The sequence below is a fragment of the Laceyella putida genome (assembly GCF_042665195.1).
Lineage (GTDB): Bacteria > Bacillota > Bacilli > Thermoactinomycetales > Thermoactinomycetaceae > Laceyella > Laceyella putida.
In genome coordinates, this window is record NZ_JBHTBW010000006.1 from 286,977 (window position 1) to 307,868 (window position 20,892).

At 48.5% G+C, this 20,892-nt stretch carries 18 protein-coding genes and 1 pseudogene; 7 read left to right on the forward strand and 12 right to left on the reverse strand.

Annotated features, from left to right (window positions below; all coding sequences use genetic code 11):
- Positions 1–76 precede the first annotated feature (76 nt).
- From ltrA to noc, 4 genes and pseudogenes are all read right to left on the reverse strand, one after another.
- Entirely contained in the window at positions 77–1,927 is a 1,851-nt protein-coding gene (gene ltrA, locus ACFQNG_RS03120) for a group II intron reverse transcriptase/maturase (RefSeq protein WP_379863375.1), read from the reverse strand.
- Positions 1,928–2,655: 728 nt separating this feature from the next.
- Positions 2,656–2,718, reverse strand: a pseudogene (locus ACFQNG_RS03125) (ParA family protein); the annotation flags it as partial.
- Positions 2,715–4,133 (reverse strand): RNA-dependent RNA polymerase family protein, encoded by a 1,419-nt coding sequence (locus ACFQNG_RS03130; protein WP_379863376.1) that lies wholly within the window; start codon positions 4,131–4,133, stop codon positions 2,715–2,717. The gene ACFQNG_RS03130 and the pseudogene ACFQNG_RS03125, both read right to left, overlap by 4 nt.
- Positions 4,134–5,194: 1,061 nt before the next feature.
- A complete protein-coding gene (gene noc, locus ACFQNG_RS03135; protein ID WP_379863378.1) occupies positions 5,195–6,028 on the reverse strand; it encodes a nucleoid occlusion protein in 834 nt (277 codons plus the stop codon).
- Positions 6,029–6,361: 333 nt separating this feature from the next.
- On the opposite strand from noc, the gene ACFQNG_RS03140 reads away from it, so the two are divergent.
- Positions 6,362–7,558, forward strand: a complete 1,197-nt coding sequence (locus ACFQNG_RS03140) for a ParM/StbA family protein (RefSeq protein WP_379863379.1) — start codon at positions 6,362–6,364, stop codon at positions 7,556–7,558.
- A gap of 164 nt (positions 7,559–7,722) precedes the next feature.
- The gene (locus ACFQNG_RS03145; RefSeq protein ID WP_379863381.1) at positions 7,723–9,147 is read left to right on the forward strand and encodes a hypothetical protein; all 1,425 of its coding nucleotides are present in this window, start codon (positions 7,723–7,725) and stop codon (positions 9,145–9,147) included.
- 98 nt (positions 9,148–9,245) lie between these two features.
- On the opposite strand, the gene rsmG is transcribed toward ACFQNG_RS03145, so the two are convergent.
- The 8 genes from rsmG to rpmH form a co-directional block, all read right to left on the reverse strand.
- Positions 9,246–9,968, reverse strand: a complete 723-nt coding sequence (gene rsmG, locus ACFQNG_RS03150; protein ID WP_379863382.1) for a 16S rRNA (guanine(527)-N(7))-methyltransferase RsmG — start codon at positions 9,966–9,968, stop codon at positions 9,246–9,248.
- Between the two features lie 112 nt (positions 9,969–10,080).
- Positions 10,081–11,967 (reverse strand): tRNA uridine-5-carboxymethylaminomethyl(34) synthesis enzyme MnmG, encoded by a 1,887-nt coding sequence (gene mnmG, locus ACFQNG_RS03155; RefSeq protein WP_379863383.1) that lies wholly within the window; start codon positions 11,965–11,967, stop codon positions 10,081–10,083.
- A gap of 16 nt (positions 11,968–11,983) precedes the next feature.
- Positions 11,984–13,360: a tRNA uridine-5-carboxymethylaminomethyl(34) synthesis GTPase MnmE gene (gene mnmE, locus ACFQNG_RS03160; protein ID WP_379863384.1), complete on the reverse strand. Its 1,377-nt coding sequence runs from the start codon at positions 13,358–13,360 to the stop codon at positions 11,984–11,986.
- A 118-nt stretch (positions 13,361–13,478) separates the two neighbouring features.
- Positions 13,479–14,108: an RNA-binding cell elongation regulator Jag/EloR gene (jag, locus tag ACFQNG_RS03165; protein WP_379863478.1), complete on the reverse strand. Its 630-nt coding sequence runs from the start codon at positions 14,106–14,108 to the stop codon at positions 13,479–13,481.
- 5 nt (positions 14,109–14,113) lie between these two features.
- Entirely contained in the window at positions 14,114–14,830 is a 717-nt protein-coding gene (locus ACFQNG_RS03170) for a YidC/Oxa1 family membrane protein insertase (RefSeq protein ID WP_379863479.1), read from the reverse strand.
- 58 nt (positions 14,831–14,888) lie between these two features.
- Complete coding sequence (gene yidD, locus ACFQNG_RS03175; RefSeq protein ID WP_379863385.1) at positions 14,889–15,152, reverse strand: membrane protein insertion efficiency factor YidD; 264 nt, start codon at positions 15,150–15,152, stop codon at positions 14,889–14,891.
- Positions 15,153–15,166: 14 nt separating this feature from the next.
- On the reverse strand, positions 15,167–15,532 hold the full coding sequence (rnpA, locus tag ACFQNG_RS03180; RefSeq protein ID WP_379863386.1) for a ribonuclease P protein component: 366 nt from the start codon (positions 15,530–15,532) through the stop codon (positions 15,167–15,169).
- A 119-nt stretch (positions 15,533–15,651) separates the two neighbouring features.
- Positions 15,652–15,786 carry a 50S ribosomal protein L34 gene (gene rpmH / locus ACFQNG_RS03185; protein WP_083464932.1) on the reverse strand — a complete coding sequence of 45 codons (135 nt, stop codon included), beginning with the start codon at positions 15,784–15,786 and terminating at the stop codon, positions 15,652–15,654.
- A 603-nt stretch (positions 15,787–16,389) separates the two neighbouring features.
- On the opposite strand from rpmH, the gene dnaA reads away from it, so the two are divergent.
- From dnaA to remB, 5 genes are all read left to right on the forward strand, one after another.
- The gene (gene dnaA, locus ACFQNG_RS03190) at positions 16,390–17,739 is read left to right on the forward strand and encodes a chromosomal replication initiator protein DnaA (protein WP_379863387.1); all 1,350 of its coding nucleotides are present in this window, start codon (positions 16,390–16,392) and stop codon (positions 17,737–17,739) included.
- A gap of 350 nt (positions 17,740–18,089) precedes the next feature.
- Positions 18,090–19,223 carry a DNA polymerase III subunit beta gene (gene dnaN, locus ACFQNG_RS03195; protein ID WP_379863388.1) on the forward strand — a complete coding sequence of 378 codons (1,134 nt, stop codon included), beginning with the start codon at positions 18,090–18,092 and terminating at the stop codon, positions 19,221–19,223.
- A 23-nt stretch (positions 19,224–19,246) separates the two neighbouring features.
- Entirely contained in the window at positions 19,247–19,462 is a 216-nt protein-coding gene (gene yaaA / locus ACFQNG_RS03200) for a S4 domain-containing protein YaaA (RefSeq protein ID WP_379863389.1), read from the forward strand.
- Between the two features lie 14 nt (positions 19,463–19,476).
- A complete protein-coding gene (recF, locus tag ACFQNG_RS03205; protein ID WP_379863390.1) occupies positions 19,477–20,598 on the forward strand; it encodes a DNA replication/repair protein RecF in 1,122 nt (373 codons plus the stop codon).
- Between the two features lies 1 nt (position 20,599).
- A complete protein-coding gene (gene remB, locus ACFQNG_RS03210; RefSeq protein WP_379863392.1) occupies positions 20,600–20,854 on the forward strand; it encodes an extracellular matrix regulator RemB in 255 nt (84 codons plus the stop codon).
- Positions 20,855–20,892 lie beyond the last annotated feature (38 nt).

A 20,892-nucleotide genomic window follows, 5' to 3' on the forward strand; every position in this document is an offset into this window, starting at 1 on the left:
GCCCTTTTCCCCCCGCTCACACCGTGCGTGCGACTTTCATCGCACACGGCGTTCCATCAATGAAATTCGTAACGGTTTAAGCTGATTTAGCTTTCTTTGGTTTCTTCGACAGTCTTTCTCTGAACCTTAAAAGTCTCTTCTTCGCCTTGCTATCTAGGGTTTCGTAAAGTTCAATGTCCACTTCGGAATGTACCTTGCTGTGCCAGGACTCACATAGACTAGCCAAGTTGAAGACCTTATTTACCAACTCTATAGGAAGCTTTGGGTTTACATGGTGGCTGTGCAAATTATCTTTGGTTAGATTACATCCGCAGATTTTGCATTTGCCTTTGTCCCTATTGAATGCATAGGCTCTGTTCATATAATACTCGAAGTTGTATAGACGACTTTTGTGATTGATGTAGACCCATGGGTCTTCGTGAAAGAGTTCGTCAGCCCTCAATCTCGGTGGGCGTTTCCCCTTCCTTTGATAGAACATCGTTCTACCTTCTTCGGTATAAGGCGTCTCCGTTTGTGTCTTGCCAGTTTGTCGTCTCCATTTGCAGAATCCTAACAGGGTTACACCTAGCCATGTTCCATTGATGTTAACTGCTGGAATGCCCGTGGTGTATTGGCTATGTACTCCTGGTAGATTGTTCGTTTCAGCGTTGAACGCCGCAAGTTGAAGTTTTCGATTGTGCTTGGACAGGTATGTGTTTACTAAGTTTGCAATTTCGTAGTATTCGATGAGTCCTCTTATTTTGTTGTTCAACCTGTTAATGTCATAGGCTAGATAATCCTTCGTCCGGCAGTGCCTTAGCTTCTTTGTGGCTTTCATGATTTCTTTTACTTTTAGCTTCAGCCTCTCCCTATTTGGAGCAATAACTGGTATCCTGTTGCCAGTGTCCCGATCTTTCCTGTATTTGATCTCATATCCAAGGAAGTAAACCTTCTTGCTATAAACGTTGGTGATTTTGGTTTTCTCCTCAGATAATTTGATTTTAAGTTTCTCAGACATGAATTTTGCTATTTTATACTTCAGCTTTTCAGCGTTGCGTTTGCTGTTTGTGATGATAACCCAGTCGTCAGCGTATCTTACCAGATACGCTGGCTTGAGGTTTGATTTCTTCAAACAAACTCTCATTGACTCCCTTGTCTTATACGGGAATTTCATTTTCTTTTTCTCCCACATGCTTGCAATCCATTCATCGAATTTGTGTAAGTAGGCGTTGGCGAGCAAGGGGGATAATATGCCCCCTTGGGGCGTACCCATTGGGTTCGCCCCAATCTCATTCATGATCCCCGCCTTTAACATTTTCTTGATGATCATCAAGACTCTTCGATCTCTTATTCCCATGTGCCATAACTGTTTCAGGAGTATTCTATGGTTGACTGTGTCAAAGAACTTGCAAATATCCCCTTCGATGATCCATTCGTGTTTGGTCTGGGATATTAAGTTCGACACCCTAGAAAATGCGTGTTCTGTGCTTCTCATGGGCCTGAAGCCATAAGAGTGTTCGAAGAATTGGGCTTCCAAAATTGGCTCGATAACCATTCTTACACATTCCTGAATGATTCGATCTTTGACCGTTGGAATTCCAAGCGGTCTCATTTCGTCTTTCCCAGGTTTCGGAATGAATTTCCGCCGTATGGGAGCTGGGTTGTAATGGTTCATCATCCGTTGTATCTCTGTGATGATTTCGCCGTAATCTCTTTGAAGATAGTCTGAGATCACTTTGCCATCAGAACCGGCAGTTTTACTGCCTTTGTTGGCTTTGATCTTATGAATCGCTGTCAGGATCGCTGTTTCACTGGAGACAACTTCGTAAATCCCTTTCCATCTAGGTACATCGTTTTTGTTGACCGTTTCCTGTGTGATCTTAAAAACCCTGTCTAATTCAGCTTGAAGTTCACCTTCGGTGTTTGGATAGGTTAGTTTTTGAGCCAATGTACCACCCCCTTTGTTTGGAGATGTCATTGGGTTAGCCAGTTAGTGTCCATCGACTTCCTAACCAAACTGTCTGCAATTACGAATTTCACTGACTATGCCCCTTCGCTCCACAGGCATTACCCTGTTTCATCACTACTACGGGCAGCTGTCCCCCCCATTCAACAGTCATTTCCTACTGTTTAGGGACATCGGATCATTGGTCATCCTTAACATTCCCTTGGGAGGTTCCACTGTTCCCCACATCCTAGCTTTACATATTGCCTTAGGTGCCACCTTTAACCCGCCAGCGATCCTCAGCCCACGGTTGGAGGGCAGTCGGATTGAGTTAGACCCAAAACTCTTCTACTTCGCGAGACAGAACACAAAGTAGCCACTGGAACCCTTATAGGGACCGCAAACTTTCTAAGACCTCGTTTGCGTCGACTTAACGAGCCTTTAGTTCGGTGGTTCGTCAGTACATTCTCATGCACATTCTCACCATAGCAATTTTATAGCCCCCCGTCCTACTTCTGGACATCGGTCAGTCCATTTTCGGTCGCCTTCACCGAGCTTCATACCACCATGTGACCAGCATGGTCGCATGTCGGAGTCTCAGGGAAGGATGGCCAACCTTCCATCCTTAGTGGGAACTTCCCCCACCTATTCGGATGTGGAGTTGGGCTACTTCGTAGCCCCTCAGCTTTTATTGTTTGTCTCCAAACAGGTTAGGCTGAGAACAGTGCGCACGGATCAATGTCCACGATTAACACTTTTTTCCCCAGTGCCGCAATCGCAGCAGCTAAGTTCACAGACGTGGTTGTTTTGTAGGGTAGACAGACAGCGCCTTATCCCTTGAAGGGACCGGTTTCTGTCTGCCCCCCTCCGAACCGGACGTACACCTTTCGATGTATCCGGCTCTCCAGTTGCCCCTAAGCCGTTCTTCGTTCGCCAATGATTCGGTAAAATAGGTAACCCAGGTGGCACCCGTTTTCACCGCAATCGTCCGTTTTCTCTCGCCTATTTGCACCCCATATTTGTCCAACACTTGTTTCACCGAGCTTTTTTCTTTGCTGGCGATGGTCTTGAGCAAGCTACCGTAGTGATAAAAACGAAACTTCCCCAATTTGGCCCGCACATCTGCCGCATAGCGGTAAGTCAGATACAACGCCTTCATCTCCTCCGCATATAACTGCACCAGCTCGGGTACGCTGAGATGAAGGCGCGCTGGATAATGAACCGGTTTGCCCTGTTTGCGAAAAGGCCGAATCCTTTCTTGAATGACCGAATGGGGAACCAGCAGTTGCAACCGTGCCGGATCGCGGTGGTCTTGCCCAATTTCATATCCCATGAACCGAACCTTCTTCTTCTCCTTGATATGGATAAGCGTCAAAGGTTCGGATGAAGTTGAGAATTGGAGTTCCTGATGCAGAAAGGTATGGATTTGTCCAATCACTTCTTGCGCCATCCGTTTCGATCCCTTCACCCCCACAAGGAGATGCTCTCCCCATCTGATGTAGTGAAGGGTGGCATGAGACAGGGAAGCACGGGCGTACTCGTTCATAAACTGATCAAGTGAATGGAACAAGAGCTGGCATGGGAACGGGGCTATGGTTTCATCAAGGGCCGCCGATCGATTAGCCAAAAGGGCCGCCCGCCAAACACCCGCATCCAACATGCGTCGGATCAATTCCAAAAACCGGCCATCCCCAATCCGTTGGCGCAACATCTCCATGAGCAAGGTATGCTGGTTTTTATTCAACTCAGTGGGAAGTTCCCCTCCCACAATCCAATTCACCCCTGATATCCCTTTCACCATGTGAAGCGCGGACCTTATCGTTGGCATCGGTCTAAAGCCTTGTGAAGAATTCAAGAAAAGCGGCTCATAAATCGCGCTAAGAATTTGACTGACCACGACAAGCACCAAATGGTCTTCTAATTTGAGCGGCGGTTTCATTGAGCTGGGAAAACCCACAAGTTGATATGGGGCAAAACGGTATGTCTCGTTCTTCAATTGCTGAATCATCGATTCTATCATTGCTATGTAAGTCCGCCCCGTTGGCCCTGATTTATTTTCCAAACAGACGGGGGCCCCTTGTAATTGCACGAGTGCATACCGATAAAAATCGGGATTAAATAAGTTCCGGTAAAGTCGACGAAAACGATAACGTTGATGTTCTTGTGCTTTTTGGCTTAGCAATGATAGGACGACCTCGGCTCTCTGCATTGCGCATACCTCCGGTTCACTATCATTTGGACAACCTGCCCCCCTTCGCCATGTGGCAGGCTTTCCCTGCCTCGGACTACTATGGGGACTCCGTCATCATAGCGAAAACCTGCCCATGTGGTGCGGGCCAGGCATTCACCTTAGATGATCTCCGTTTAGAGCAACGAGTACAGGGGAGTGACGTAGGTTCCCGTTCGTTTCCTTCACGTATCAACGATACGCCGAGGAAAGCTAGAGAGTACACAGGAGCGTGGGCAATACTCCTGGTAAACTTTCCTGTGCACGCGGCAATCTGTTCGCGCACACCCTGGATGGTTAAGGCAAGGAAACTGGGTTTAAGGCAGTCTAGCCTTGACCATATCACTCCTTGGTCTAGCACATCTGCTTGATCCGTGCGGTTCAAACCATGCGCGTTACTGACAGGCGATGTTCCCTTATCGGCGTTTCCACCTCAGGTTAGTCAGTTGACCATCAGGATCTCTCTCTAATCCTGAGCTTCCTTTGAAGCGATACTCCTTGCCCCTTACGGACGCACGCCCACGCCTCCCTTTTGATTGGCAATTGCAATGACTTTGCCCATACTTTCACCTCTTCTCCCAAACATCATACAGACATGTTGGAGGATTTATCGTCCCCATCATGAGCGGGACGTTCCTTACTTCAGCATTACGGGTTAAATGAAACGGCAGGGCTATGGCATCTCCTTCATCCACTTGCCAAACGACTTGTCTATCCCCTTGTTTCATGCTTTCGTCATGGACTGATGTCTGTGATTTCTTCGAGGCACAATGATGCCTCACTTCCACAGACCCCGCCGCTATCCTCCCCCTTCGCTGGGACGGTCTTTTCATCCCGGCCAACCGACTTAAGGGATGAATGGCCATTCGCGAACGTCCCCAGCCCGACTCGATAAAGAAAAAGAGGCTGACCGCCCCACAGACGATCGACCTTACCTGCTGTCAACCCGTCTCCGTGCTATGTTGCCTCCATTTTCATTCTTTTCTCCTTTTTATTTTAATAATAGACAAGTGAGAACGAAAGAAAAAAATGATGAAATTAGTTCATTCGCCTTTTTTGGGAATGCGAATAACCACTTCATAGTACCCATCATGTTCCTGTTCAGCGGTCTCCACATGTAATCCTGTTTGCTTTACCATATCCACGGATTGGCGAATGGTATTGATCGCGATCCGCATGTCACGCGAAACCGATTTGCGCTGGCTTTTCCCCTGTTTCTCTTCCGCTCCGCACAGCTTGCTGATCCGCACTTCCGTCTGTTTTACATTGAGGTCACGCTCGATGATTTCCGCCAACACTTTTAATTGCAAGGCTTCATCTTTCAGGGCCAGTAGCGCCCTGGCATGTCGCTCGGTTATCGACCTCTTGAGTAACGCGGTTTGAACTGGTTCAGGCAAATGTAATAGTCGCAATTTATTCGCAATCGTCGATTGTCCTTTACCCAACCGCTGTGCTAAACTTTCTTGTGTCAATTGATGTAGTTCAATCAACCTTTGATAGGCATGCGCTTCTTCTATTGCCGTCAAATTTTCCCGTTGCAAATTCTCAATCAAGGCTGCGGATGCTGCTTGATTGTCCGTCATATTGCGTATGATCGCCGGAACCGTCTCCAAACCTAATTTCTTGACTGCCCGTAAGCGCCGTTCACCCGCAATCAGTTCATAACGCCCACGTTCATTTCGTCTTACGACAACCGGCTGAATCACTCCATGCGAACGAATGGATTGACATAATTCGTCGATGCGCTCTTCTTGGAAAATCGTTCGAGGTTGATACGGGCTAGGTTCAATCTCTTCTACTGAAATTTGTTTCACTTGATCTTGACTTTTGTCACCTTTATCCACCAAACCGAATAGTCGTGTGAACGGTTCTTTCATTAACACAGACACCACCTTACGGTTATCTAGAAGTAGCCCGATCTATTAATAACCATTCGCTGACACGATCATCACAACCTGCTCATCTGTTATTTCTCAAAAAATGTTCAGGAAATGTTCCACGTGAAACAATCACTCTCTCATTTATATGGAAAATGTTTCATTGTCCCATAATGACGTTAGCATTTCTGATGTTTACGTCAGTTTTTATTTCTGTTGAATAAATTGTACATATTTGTAGATATTGGTCTCATTCTGTTGACCCTTTGCCTTCACAATTGATAGAATCGTGGGAAGAAGGGCATTTCATTTATTTGAGGAGGATATCTGAAAATGAGTGTACCTGTATACATAGGGAATGACCAAGGGTACTATGGCACCAAAGTTGTCACTCGTGCGAATGGCAAGTTTTATAAGATGTTTATTCGGAATATGGTGGTTCCAAACCGCGTTGGGGAAATCACCTATAACAACGACCCACATAACATCATGTATCGCGAACGTGAAGGCGATCGTGAGTGGTTCTGCGGTAAGCTGGCCATCGAGCAAGCCGGCGACGATGAACTGTTCGATTCCCATAAGCGCCGTTTATTTAGCCCTACATGGTTCCGTGAGCAAGAATACCTCATCATGTTCCGTGTGAGCACCGGATTAATGCTGCAAGGAAGTACGGAACCTGTTGTCTCTGTTGCCCTGCCAACCGATAGCTATATCGATTATAAAGATGAATTGAAGCGCCGCCTGATCGGCAAACACTCATTTGAGGTTAAGCAAGGAAATCTGCCCTGGCGCCGGATTGAATTCGAAATTAAGCGTGAAAACCTCTTCGTAATCAGCCAGCCAATGGCCACCCTCTTCCACATTGCCTTGGATCGTGACGGCAAGCTGTTAAACGAAGATCTGTTCATTCAAAAAGTAAGCATCAACGACTTAGGATTTGGCACTTCCGACATTGAGACATTGCACGGTGAAACCATCATCAAACGCCAAAGCTTCACCTCCCGCCATGCGATGCTTAACGTATATGAACTGTTGGCCAAACGCCTGCTCGATTTCACCCGTCAAGTGGACCCGGACTCCAACGGGAAAGAATATCCGATCTGGAGCTTGCCGCGTGTCGTCCGTTCGGGTGAAATCAGCTTCAAAGGCAAAGTGCATGATGTCAGTGCCATCGTGCAGGAATGCATCAAAGAAGTGGGTGAAGCGTTGGTCAGCGAAGTGTGGAACCGACTTGACTACGGTGATGACATCACCTATATCATCCTGACCGGCGGAGCTTCCATCCCATTCAAGCCATTCTATCGCGAGCGTTTTGGAGACAAGCTGATCTTCGCTGAAGATTATGGTATCGAAGCCCAATTCGCCAACGGATTTGGCCTCTGCAAATTTGCTCAATCCAAAGCGCGTGCGGTCCCAACCAAAGACATGTTGGAAGCGGCCGCCACGATCCACCAAGAATTCCATGTGCCTGATTCATTTGCTGAAGCTGCGGCAGCAACCGAGAAGAAAGCCAAGGCGGTAAAAAAATAAACACTAATCGGCCCCCAAGGAGATCCTTGGGGGAATGCTTTTAAAACCCATTTTTCTAAAATAACCCTAGCGATTCATTGAAAAAAAAGCGATAATAAATACAGAAGAAATAGTTGAGAGCGTAGGGATTCACCACCTGACTAATGGAAAAGGAGGGGGAGAAAATGTCACAATATGAATCGCAGTACGACATGATCATCATTGGCACGGACCCATCCGATCAAGAAGCCGTCCGAAAATTGCAAGAGAGCGGAAAATCGGCCTACTATATTCAATTAACTCCCAAAATGATCACCACCCTGGTAAGCCAAGCGTTAACAAAAGCGGAGACAAGCGAACCCTCCTCAGCTACGGAAGATTTTGATAAAGGGCATAAGCTGACTTTGCAGCAATCGACTTTACATACACCTGCTGGGGAGACAACCACTTATGCCATTCACGTCGCCAAGAGCGAGGTGGATACAGATGAGGAATTGGCATTCACCGGGGAAACCACTTATTATGAACCTGCACCATATCAAACGCATCAGCTGGATGACGAACCGGACTCCGCCGAAGAAGAATTGGAAGTGCTTGAAGCGCAAGAAGTGGAATACGCCAGTCCATATAGTTTTTTTCAAGAAGCCCCTGTCACTTCAACGCGGAAAAAAGGACTGCGCCGCAAATCTCGCATGCCTTTCCAGCCAGAACAAGAGCAGCAAGAAGATTACTCCGTCTATTCAGTGGAACGGATTTCCCTGGAAGATGACGACCATGAGTCTGAACAAGAGCCCATCAACCATTCACCTTGGGGAGAACCCTCTTCGATTTCCCAATTGTTCAGTCATCTGGGCACCGAACCGCAACCCGTCCAACAGACAAGCAACAAGTTAGATGAGGAAGAACCCGCTCAACCCATCTATCGCGAACGGGATCAAAAGCTACGCAAACGCCTTTCCGCTAGCCAACGCATTCATTATGCGGAGAATCCCGTCAAACATGAAGAGAACGGGCAACAACAAACAACTCTGTTCCCTTTTGAATCCCACGCATCCATGCATCACTCGCCTTTTTATCGCGAATCATCCTCGCCATACCAAGAGTCAGCCTCTTATCAAGACTCGACACAAGGGATTCAATTTGAAGCAGACGAGCCCAACGCGCAACCATTAGAACCGTTTGCCCCGCGCAGACGCAATCGTCAACAAAAGAAGGCGCGGTTTCACCAGAAAATCGAATCGCTGGCCGAAAAACGGGCAAGTAAAGCAAACAAGCAAAACTCTTCTTCCTTTTGGGAGGAGCAACCGCTGACATCGAACCATCAATCTCCCTTTTTCGCCTTTGAAGATGGCCCGTTATTTGAAAACACGCAACCATCCATTCAACCATTCAGCCGTGATCTCTATCAAGATGGAGAGTTGGACGATGGCGATGCCAGCCTAAAACGAGATGACATCGAATTTGAAGATGCTTACGGCGGCTATAACTCCTGGGAAGAATTCCTAACCCCCCATTCACAAAATAGCCGCAAACGGCAAGAAATGGATAAGATTGAAAAGAGAAAGCTCGCCTTACGCGGTCTTCACAGCTTGATTAACAATTTGGGATAAAGCAAAAAGCCGAATGTGTACTCCTTCCGTTCTAAGAGTCATTCGGCTTTTTATTATGCATTTCCCGGGAAATTCCCCATTTACGTTCTCATGACCTTTTAGCTCAATGGTTGCTTGGACGGCGTCCCCGCCTTGCGTGGGTACGCTTTGGGAGTATGGTCCCGTTTTTGCATGATGATCAGATTGCGTTTCCCCATCTCATCAGGAAGGAGAAACTCTTTTCGTTGACATGTGGTTTTCCCCAATATATGTAACGCCCGTTTGGCCTCGTTTATCTCTTCCTCCACCGACGGCCCTTTCATCGACACAAAGGCGCCCCCAACCTTCACAAAAGGCAGGCAGTACTCCGCCAACACATTTAAGCGGGCCACGGCCCGGGCCGTGGCCAAATCATAGGACTCACGGAAGCCTTTTTGTTTGGCCAGCTCTTCCGCGCGCCCATGGACACAAGAAACCTGAGTCAACTCCAAGCGGTCAACCACTTCTTGCAAGAAACCTACCCGCTTTTTCAATGAATCCAACAACGTCAGTTTCAGTCCAGGAAAAGCGATCTTCAACGGAATTCCAGGGAACCCGGCTCCCGTTCCTACATCGATTAACGATTCCGCCTTGGATAGGTCCACCACTTGTGACAATGTGAGTGAATCATAAAAATGCTTAATGTATACTTCACGCGCATCGGTGATCGAAGTGAGATTCATCACTTCATTTGTTTTAATCAAATGCTCATAGTACAGTTGAAACTGACGCAGTTGACCTTCCGATAACGAAAGACCCCATGGCGCCACCTGTTCGCGCAACCACTCGCCTAATTCACGCATAAACACCCTCCTAAAAAACCTGACCCCACAAACAGGCCAGGTTTTCATTACGTTTTAACGGCGGATTCACCAAATTTCGATTTTCAATAACCAAACCAATTCCTTTTTCGTTCTAATCTTGTCGATATACCTTGCCACCCTGTTCAATATGAACCATCAGAATGGAGATATCCGCCGGGTTCACACCCGAAATGCGGGAAGCTTGGCCCAAGGAAATCGGACGCACTTGCTCCAGCTTTTCGCGCGCTTCTGAGGAAATCCCGGCAATCTTGCTGTAATCCACCCAAGCGGGGATCCGTTTCTCCTCCATCCGCTTCATCTTCTCCACCTGCTGCAGGGCTTTCTTGATATACCCCTCATATTTCAATTGAATCTCCACCTGCTCTTCCACTTCAGGAGCCAACGGTTCAGGCGGCGGAGACATCCGGGCAATCTCCTTATAGCCCAACTCCGGACGTTTGATCAACGTGGCCAGTTCAATCGCATTATTGATTTCCGTCGTGCCCATCTCATGCAAGATCGCTTGCACTTCGGGCGTTGGACGCACTTTTGTTTCACGCAAACGCTCAATTTCCCGGGCAATCGCTTCCCGTTTTGCCGTGAACCGCGCATAACGCGCTTCGGGAATAAGGCCAATTTCATATCCGATATCGGTTAAGCGCAAATCGGCATTGTCGTGCCGCAACAACAAACGATACTCGGCGCGGGAAGTAAGCAGTCGATAAGGTTCATTGGTGCCTTTGGTTACCAAATCGTCAATCAACACCCCGATATAGGCTTGCGAACGGTCAAGGACAATCGGCTCTTTGCCCTGAACTTTGCGGGCCGCATTGATTCCGGCCATGATTCCCTGTGCCGCGGCCTCCTCATAACCAGACGTGCCGTTTAATTGTCCCGCAGTAAAGAGATTTTCCACCCGTTTTGTCTCCAGCGAAGGCCACAATTGCGTCGGTACGATCGAATCATACTCAATCGCATAACCCGTGCGCATCATCTCCACCCGCTCCATTCCTTCAATGGTGCGCAATATCGCCAATTGCACATCTTCCGGCAAACTGGTGGAAAGCCCTTGGACATACATCTCCATCGTCTCTCTGCCTTCCGGCTCGATAAAGATCTGATGCCGTCCCTTATCAGCGAAGCGCACGATCTTATCTTCAATCGACGGACAATAGCGTGGCCCTCTTCCCTCAATCACACCCGAGTACATCGGCGCTCGGTGCAAGTTGTCGCGGATGTATTGGTGCGTCTTCTCATTGGTATGGGTCAGCCAGCATGGCAACTGATCAGTGATGAATTCTGTCGTTTCATACGAAAAAGCGCGTGGCTCATCGTCCCCTGGCTGTTCCTCCATCTTGCTGGTATCAATCGTATTCTTATTCACCCGCGGCGGAGTTCCCGTTTTGAAACGAACCATATCAAAGCCCAGCTCCAGCAAATGATGGGCCAAGTTAACGGCAGGCTGTTGGTTATTGGGCCCACTTTCATAGGAAAGATCCCCAATAATGACTTTCCCTCTCAGATACGTACCTGTGGTTAATACCACTGTTTTGGCGAAGTAGTGCGCGCCTGTGCGGGTAATCACCCCTTGGCATACCCCGTTTTCCACGATCAGGCGCTCCACCAGCCCCTGATGAATGGCCAAATTCGGGGTGGTTTCCAGCGTTTTCTTCATTTCGCGTTGGTACAGCACTTTATCTGCTTGCGCCCTCAGTGCATAGACCGCCGGCCCTTTCCCCGTATTTAACATGCGCATTTGGATATGGGTTTTATCAATCGTTTTCCCCATTTCCCCTCCCAGCGCATCGATTTCCCGAACCACATGCCCCTTGGCTGGTCCCCCGATGGAAGGGTTGCATGGCATATAGGCGATGGTGTCCAGGCTTATTGTCAACAATAAGGTTGAACATCCCATGCGGGCGGCGGCCAAAGCGGCCTCGCAACCCGCATGGCCCGCTCCCACCACAACCACATCATAGTGCCCCGCGGTATAGGTCATTATTTTCACCCCACTTTTATTTTCCTAAGCAGAACTGCGAAAAAATCTGATCGATCAGATCTTCCGCCACAGCGTCCCCAATCACTTCCCCCAAATATTGCCAAGCGTTTTTAAGGTCGATCTCCACCATGTCCAGCGGCATGCCCGCTTCGATTCCGCGAACCACTTCATCCACGCTGCTTTTCGCCTTTTCCAACAAATGGATGTGGCGTGCATTGCTGACATAGGTCCCATCTGCGGCATCCACTTTGCCCAAGCGGAACAACTGGGAAATGGCTTCTTCCAAGTCCTCAATGCCCCGTTCTTCTTTAAGCGAAGTGGTAATGAGCGGTTTGTCACCGATCAACGATTTCACTTCATCCAAATCCAACCGCCCCTGCAGATCCGCCTTATTGACAATCACTACCGCCGTATGGGGCCCAATCAACTCAAGCAGGCGCCGATCTTCCTCAGCCAGCGGTTCGGCAAAGTTGAGCACCAACAAGACCAAATCGGCTTGTTCCAGCGCTTTATGCGACCGCTCCACCCCAATTCTCTCCACTACATCTTCCGTTTCCCGGATTCCGGCCGTATCGAGCAAGCGCAACGGAATCCCCCGCACATTGACATACTCCTCGATCACATCGCGGGTCGTGCCTGGAATATCCGTCACAATGGCTTTGTTTTCCTGGGTCAATGCATTCATCAATGACGATTTCCCCACGTTGGGCCGACCGATGATTGCCGTATAAATCCCTTCTCGGTAGATTTTGCCTTGCCTTGCCGTGTTAAGCAGACGGTCGATCTCGCCTGCGATGTAACGGCAACGCTCTTCCAAGAACTGCGCAGTCATCTCCTCCGCATCATACTCCGGATAATCTACATTGACCGCCAAATGGGCCAGCGTCTCCAGAATCTCGTTCCGCAGATTATTTATTAAACGCGACAGCCGCCCTTCCGTCTGGGACAACGCAATCTTGGCCGCCCGATCCGTTTTGGCACGGATCAGGTCGATCACCGCTTCCGCTTGCGATAAATCAATGCGGCCGTTTAAAAAGGCGCGTTTGGTGAATTCGCCAGGCTCAGCCAGCCTGGCTCCCGCCGCAAGCAGGGCTTCCAATGTCTTTTGTACCGGAATTATCCCCCCATGGCAACTAACCTCCACCACATCCTCGCGCGTAAACGTACGCGGCGCCCGCATGACGGTCACCAGGACTTCATCAATACGTTCACCGCTCTGCGGTTCAACAATATGTCCATAGTGTACCGTATGCGTCTTTGCCTCAGCTAACTTCTTTTTCCCTTTATATAGTTGATCCACAATTGATATCGCTTCTGGGCCGCTCACTCGTATGACGGCAATCCCGCCTTCGCCAACGGGTGTCGCAACGGCTGCAATTGTATCCGTATCCATCATGTCACCTCTAAGATTTTCCTAATAGTTAATCTTAGCATAGCCTGAAACGGCAAGCAAAAAAGATTCTGATACGAAAAAAACTCCCCATGATGGGGAGAATCAGCAATCATCTCATTCAACTTTGTCGGTTCCAATCAATGACCACACGGCGTTCCGGTTCGGTCCCTATGCTATACGTGACAATGCCGGCATGATTTTGCGCCACCAAATGAACGACTTTTCGCTCGTGCGCGGGCATGGGTGCCAGTTCGACCGGCCGCTTCGTCGCCAGAGCCTCAGCCACCGCTTTTTCCGTGATGCCAACCAACCGCTCTTGGCGCCGTTTCCGGTATCCATCCGCATCCAATTGAAACCGGACAGGTTTGGTCGTACCACGGTTGGCCACGGTATGCGTCAATATCTGCAAGGCCTCGATTGTTTGGCCCCTCCGACCGATAAGTGGGCCCAATTCTTCCCCGACCAATTCCAGCACCACGGGCTGCTCTCCATCCTGCGGCGGATGAACGTGCACTTGCGCCTTGATCCCCAATTTGGCAACCAACTCCGTGAGAAAGTGAACGGCTTTCTCTACAGGATGTTCCGCCAGTGCCACTTCGACCACCGCCTGGCGCCGGCCAATGAGACCACCGAGTAAGCCTTTATTCGGCTCAGACAGCACACGATAAGTAATCTGATCGCGGGAAACTTGCAAGCGGGCGCAAGCTTGCTCCAGCGCTTCTTCAATTGTGTCTGCTTCGATGGTCACTTTCGTCAACGAGCAGTCCCCTCCGATACATTACCTTTCACTTTTTTCTTGTTGAAAAAGATCAAGTATTGCAGAATGGTGAAAATATTGCCGTATACCCAGTACAAAGAAAGCGCCGACGGGAATTGATACGCCAAGAAGAAGATCATGATCGGCATCACCCATAGCATTACCTTCGTTTGCGGGTTATCCGCCGCACCCGTTGCGATAAACTGCAGGTACGTAGTAAATGCGGCTAAGAGCGGCAAAATATAATAAGGATCCGGTTGTCCCAACTGCAAATAGAGGAAATCGGACGTAAAGATATGGCGGTTTCCCATGATCGCTTGATAAAAGGCGAACAAAATGGGAATCTGGATCAACATGGGGAAACAACCGGCCATCGGGTTGACGTTGTGCTTTTGGAACAGCTTCATCGTCTCTTCCTGCATCTTCTGCTGGTTGTTTTTGTACTTCTCCCTGATCTTCACCAAATGGGGTTGCAATTCCTGCATGGCCTTGGAGCTTTGCTGCTGTTTCCAGGTGAGTGGAAACACAATCAGGCGCACAAGAAAAGTAACGACCAAGATCGATAAGCCATAGTTGCCCAACAGCCCCTTAAACCAGTCCAACAGATCGGACATGGGAATCACCAGGAACTTTTGCCACAAACTTGGGTTCTCATAATCAATCTTAAATTGTTGTTGTTGCGGCGCACAGCCTGCGAGGATGACAACCGCCATCGCCAACAGCAACAAGATGGCTATGTTGCGCTTACGTTTCAACACGGGAGTTCCCTCCTCATCTCTTCAATAATTTATTGGCCCGTTTCTCCGCCTGCTTGCTATGTTTCTCTGGTACATAATCAAATCCGCCAGGATGAAAGGGATGACATTTGAGAAGCCTTTTGCATGTAAGCCAACCCCCCGCAAGAACCCCGTGGCGCCGGATCGCGGTCAGTGCATACTCTGAACAGGTAGGCACGAAGCGACAGGTAGGCTGCGGCTTCAAAGGTGAAATAAACCGACGATAAAATTTTATTAGACCCAAGGCGAGCGCTTTCATCCCCATCTCCTCTTTCAATTGGATAGTGGATGCGGCGGTTTTTTGGCAAAGGCTTTTCCTTTGTTGAGCACATGGTAAAGGCTTGACCTCACTTGGTGATAATCCATCTCCTTCGCTGGAATACGGGCGATGATCACGAAATCGGTTTGCGGTTTTAAATAGGAAGTCCATTGTCGCATCGCTTCTTTGACCAACCGTTTCACTCGGTTGCGAACCACCGCTTTTCCCACCTTTTTGCTGACAGACACCCCGATGCGCGGGACGCCTTCATCTTTGCGCGCATGCATCACCACGACAAATTGGCGATTTGCCACCGAGTTGCCTGCTCGAAAAACCCTTGTAAAGTCGTTTCGCCTCTTCAGACGATATTCCTGTTGCAAAAAGACGGCTCCTTCCCAAACAGATTAACGATCTTTCACCATTATAGAGCAAAAGCGGACAGATTAAACAGAGAGGATATAAGAAGATAGGAAAAAAGGCCACATCAATGAGTGGCCAATTAAGCGGATAATACTTTTCTTCCTTTTCTTCTGCGGCGCGCCAAAACTTTGCGACCGTTTTTGGTTGCCATGCGTGCACGGAAACCATGAACGTTTTTGCGCTTGCGCTTGCTTGGTTGATAAGTGCGTTTCATATAGTCGACCTGGTCTTATCAGCCCACTATCCGCTGCAGCAACCACTTTGCTTGTAGCCTGATAGGGAATCCATGAACCAGGAAACCCTCCCTTCTGTATCTTACTTGGATTACATACCGATGGGCAATCTCTCTCATTATAGCGAGATGATGCGAGCAATGTCAAGGAACGGACTTTGTGCATAATGAGTTATCCACATGTGGATATAGATTTTTCTATCCACGCCTTATCCCGACATTATCCTCCATCTATCCACAGCATCCACACCTGTGAATAACCGTCCGATCCAACTCCTGTGAATTGTGGATAACTTACTATTTCCCATTGTAAATACTGGTATCTTTTGATATTCTTATTTTGTTTTCTTGTGGATAATTGTCGCTTCATGGGTTTTTATCCACACAATGTGGATAAGTGACGCAAGCTCCATCCACAAGCTGTGTAAAAAGGTATCCACAGCCTGTGAGTTCTGTTAATAAGTGCCTTAAAGGCTTACAAATACAGGGAAAAACCTGTGTATAGATGGTTTCATAAATCTGTTTACGTATGGACACAACTCTGTATAAACTCTGTCAACAAACTGTCGCAAAGGAGGGATTCAAGTGATTCACATACAGGAATTATGGGCAAGAACACTTGAAGCTATACAAGACAAGATCAGCAAGCCCAGTTTTGAAACCTGGCTCAAAGCGACTGAAGCCGTCGATTTGGATGGGGATATCCTCATCGTCTCCGCACCGAACGATTTTGCCCGCGATTGGCTGGAGTCACGTTACGCCGATCTTGTGCGGGATACGTTAAAAGAAGTCACCGGGTCAACGCTTGGGGTGAAATTCGTCAGCCATACCGCCGAAAAAGAAGAAACCGAAACCGAAGCGCCCGCACAACTCATTCCTGAAGTGTCCGAAGAAGAAGCGCCGCCCAAATCCCAACTCAATCCGCGCTATACCTTTGACACCTTCGTTATCGGTTCCGGTAACCGCTTTGCCCATGCCGCTTCCCTCGCCGTGGCCGAAGCGCCGGCCAAAGCTTACAACCCCCTTTTCATCTACGGTGGCGTAGGGTTGGGAAAAACCCACTTGATGCATGCGATCGGCCATTATGTGTTGGGCCACACGCCATCCAGCCGGGTGGTCTACATCTCGTCCGAAAAATTCACCAACGAATTTATCAACTCGATTCGAGACAATAAAACAATCCAATTCAGGAATAAGTATCGCTCTGTGGATATCTTGTTAATTGACGATATTCAATTCCTGGCGGGAAAAGAACAAACGCAGGAAGAATTCTTCCATACATTTAATGCACTGCATGAAGCCAACAAGCAGATCATCATCTCCAGTGACCGTCCCCCCAAGGAAATCCCAACACTGGAAGACCGGTTGCGTTCCCGTTTCGAATGGGGCTTGATTACGGATGTGCAACCGCCCGACCTTGAGACACGGATCGCGATCTTGCGCAAAAAGGCGATTGCTGATAATTTAGATGTTCCCAGTGAAGTCCTTGCTTTTATCGCTGATCGTGTCGACACCAACATCCGTGAGTTGGAAGGGGCCTTGATTCGCGTCGTCGCTTACTCCGCGCTGATGAACCAGCCCGTTTCGCCCGTATTGGCCGCGGAAGCGTTGAAGGACATCATGCCGCACTCGCGTCCCAAGGTGATCAGCATCCAAGACATTCAACAAGAAGTTTGCAACTATTACCGGTTGCGTGTGGAAGAATTAAAAAGCAAAAAAAGGACCAAGTCCGTCGCCTTCCCGCGCCAAATCGCCATGTACCTCTGCCGTGAGTTGACGGACCACTCTCTGCCCAAGATCGGTGAGGACTTTGGCGGGCGGGACCACACCACGGTGATACACGCCCATGAGAAGATCAGCCGCATTTTGACGCAGGACCCGCAAGTGGAACAGGCGATCAACGAACTGAAAAACCGGATTAAACGCGGTTCATAATGCGAACAGGCCCTTTTAGAGAATCATTCTTTTCATATATAAAAGCCGATGTCGAATTGTGTGTCTAACTTGTGAACGAGATTTTTTTCTTTTTCCATTAAGTAGAACTCTTCTACTTATACACACCCGATGTGAATGATGTGGACAACTGAGGACAGCCTATGCACACTTTTTCCACACCCGTGTATAGGCTGTCCATCTAGCTTCGGCTCACTTATACACATTATCCACAGCCCCTAATACTGTTACTGCTGTTTTTAAAAAAAGATATATATGAAGATGCACCATCGATGATGATCACAATCCCCTTTCCATTTTTATTTTGTTTCCACATACAAGGAGGATGAATGATGAAGTTCCGTGTGGCTAAAACAGCCCTAGTAGAAGCTGTATCCCAAGTTTCCAAAGCGGTCTCTTCCAAGACAACGATCCCCATTCTGACCGGGATGAAGATTCAAGCAGACGAACAGGGACTCACCCTGACAGGAAGCAACTCGGATATTACGATTCAGGTACGCGTAACTAAACAGAAAGAGGACTTAGAACAAGTATTTGTGGAAAAGATGGGAAGTGTCGTCTTGCCAGGGCGAATCTTTGCCGATCTTGTGCGCAAGTTGCCGGGTGACCAAGTGGAATGGGTTGTGAATGAAAAGTTTCAAGCGACGATTCGTTCCGAGACGGCCGAATTTCAATTGAATGGGTTTGACCCTGTGGAGTATCCGCGTTTGCCTCACTTATCCACAGAGATGATGTTCAGCGTTCCCGCCGAAACGTTGAAGTCGCTCATCCGCCAAACCGGTTTTGCCGTGGCAACCAATGAAGCGCGCGGTGTGTTGACAGGCGTTTTGTTTCAGTTGGAAGGAGGCATCCTCACCTGTGTGGCGACGGATAGCCACCGTTTATCCAAGCAACAGGCGGCGGTGGAGGGTTCAGAAACCCTCTCTCTCAGCAATGTGATTGTGCCGGGCAAAAGTTTGTCTGAGCTGGCCAAAACGCTAGCCGATTACACCGGTTATGTGGATATCATCGTAGCGGAAAACCAACTTCTCGCCAAAACGGACGGATTGGAATTTTACTCCAGGCTCTTGGAGGGCACTTATCCCGACACCAACCGCGTGATCCCGCAAAGCGGGGAGACGGAATTGGTCTCATCCACCAAGGAATTGTTACAATCCGTTGATCGTGCATCGCTAATTAGTCGGGATGGACGGGATAATGTGATAAAATGGACGTTAAGAGACGGAAAAGTAGAAGTGAATTCCGCTGCTCAAGATATTGGAAGCGTAACGGAAGAAGTGGTTGCGAAAGTAAATGGACCGGAACTGAGCATCTCCTTTAATGCGCGATATATGATGGAGGCCCTCCGCTCGATTGAAAGTGACGAGATTCGCATCCAATTTACCGGTATGATGACACCATTCTTGATTCAACCTACTGATCGCGAGGATTCCTTGCATTTGATCGTTCCCATTCGCACCCGTTGACTGGCCAAGGAGGGTTTGCCATTTTGAAAAAATTTCACATAGAAGGGCCTTATATTACGCTCGGGCAATTGCTTAAAATGTTGGATGTGATCGATAGCGGTGGACAGGCCAAACACTTCCTCATGGATGTTGAAGTGAAAGTGAATGACGAAGTGGAAACGAGAAGAGGGAGAAAGGTTTATCCACAAGATATTGTGGAAATAGACGGATTTGGCTCCGTGCAGGTGGTCCAAGACTAAGGGAGGAACCCTGCTTGCGTGTAGAAAGTTTAGACTGTAAACAGTATCGTAACTTGAACGAAGTATCCCTCTCGTGTCCGGAGGAACTACACCTCTTTGTGGGGCCCAACGCCCAAGGCAAGACGAACCTGCTTGAATCACTGTATGTCTTGGCTTTGGGCAAATCCCACCGAACCCGCTCACATAAGGATTTAATCCAGTTTGGCCAGCCCCACGCCAATATAAAAGCGAGAGTAAAAAAAGGACAGCAGGCCATTCGTCTCGAAGTTAAACTTTCCGAAAAAGGTAAGAAAGTGATCCGAAATGGCATCGAACAGCAAAAGCTGAGTCAATACATCGGCACATTGCCCGCTGTCCTGTTTGCTCCGGAAGATCTCGCGATCGTGAAAGGAAGCCCGCAAATTCGCCGGCGCTTTTTAGATATGGAGATCGGGCAAGTCAGCCCCAATTATGTCCATAATCTGACGCAGCTGAACAAGCTGTTGACGCAGCGAAATAGCTTGCTGAAGCAGATGGCGCAAAAAAGAAGCGCTCAGTCCCCGCTGTTGGAGGTGCTGGATGAACAGTTTGTCCACATCTCTGTTCAACTGTGGAAAAAACGCTTTCAATTTTTAACCTCTCTACAAGAATGGGCCAAAGAGATCCACTGCGCGATTACCCGCCAACATGAAGAACTTCAGGTGGAATACCGCTCTTCACTGCCGATAGCCGCTTTGCAAGATGAACAAGAATGGGTTAACCTACTGAGACGGGAATTGGAAAGGAACAGAGACAAAGAACTCATGCGCGGCAGCACGCTGGTTGGCCCGCATCGGGATGACCTCTATTTGTCCGTAAATGGGTTGAATCTGCATTTATACGGCTCTCAAGGGCAACAGCGCACAGCCGCTTTATCACTTAAATTGGCGGAAATAGAACTGATCCGCCAAGAAACAGGCTATTATCCGATTTTGTTATTAGATGATGTGTTGTCCGAACTGGATGACTCGCGTAAAACGCATTTGCTTGAGGCCATTCGTGGAAAGGTGCAAACGTTCGTCACCACGACGGGCCTGGAGGGGATTGACCCTGAAACGCTTGCGCGGGCCCGAATTTATCAGGTGCGGCAAGGGAGTATCACAGAACTGGGGGGATAAGGTGTTTATTCACCTGGGCGGCAGCCGCATGATTCGCATTCGAGAGGTGGTAGCCATTTTGGATGCGGGTGCGGCGGAGCAGGCGGCCAATGAGACGCATTTTGTACAAATAGCCAAAAACGAGGGGAGAATGGAACACATCTCTCCAGATGAGATTAAGTCTTACGTGATAACCAAAGATCGCGTGTTTGCTTCGCCCATCTCATCGACCACATTGAAAAAAAGGGCGGATCAGAGCCAGAAATCATGGAAATGATCCTTTGGTTTGTTTTCAGTAGTTCTGGATAAGGAAGC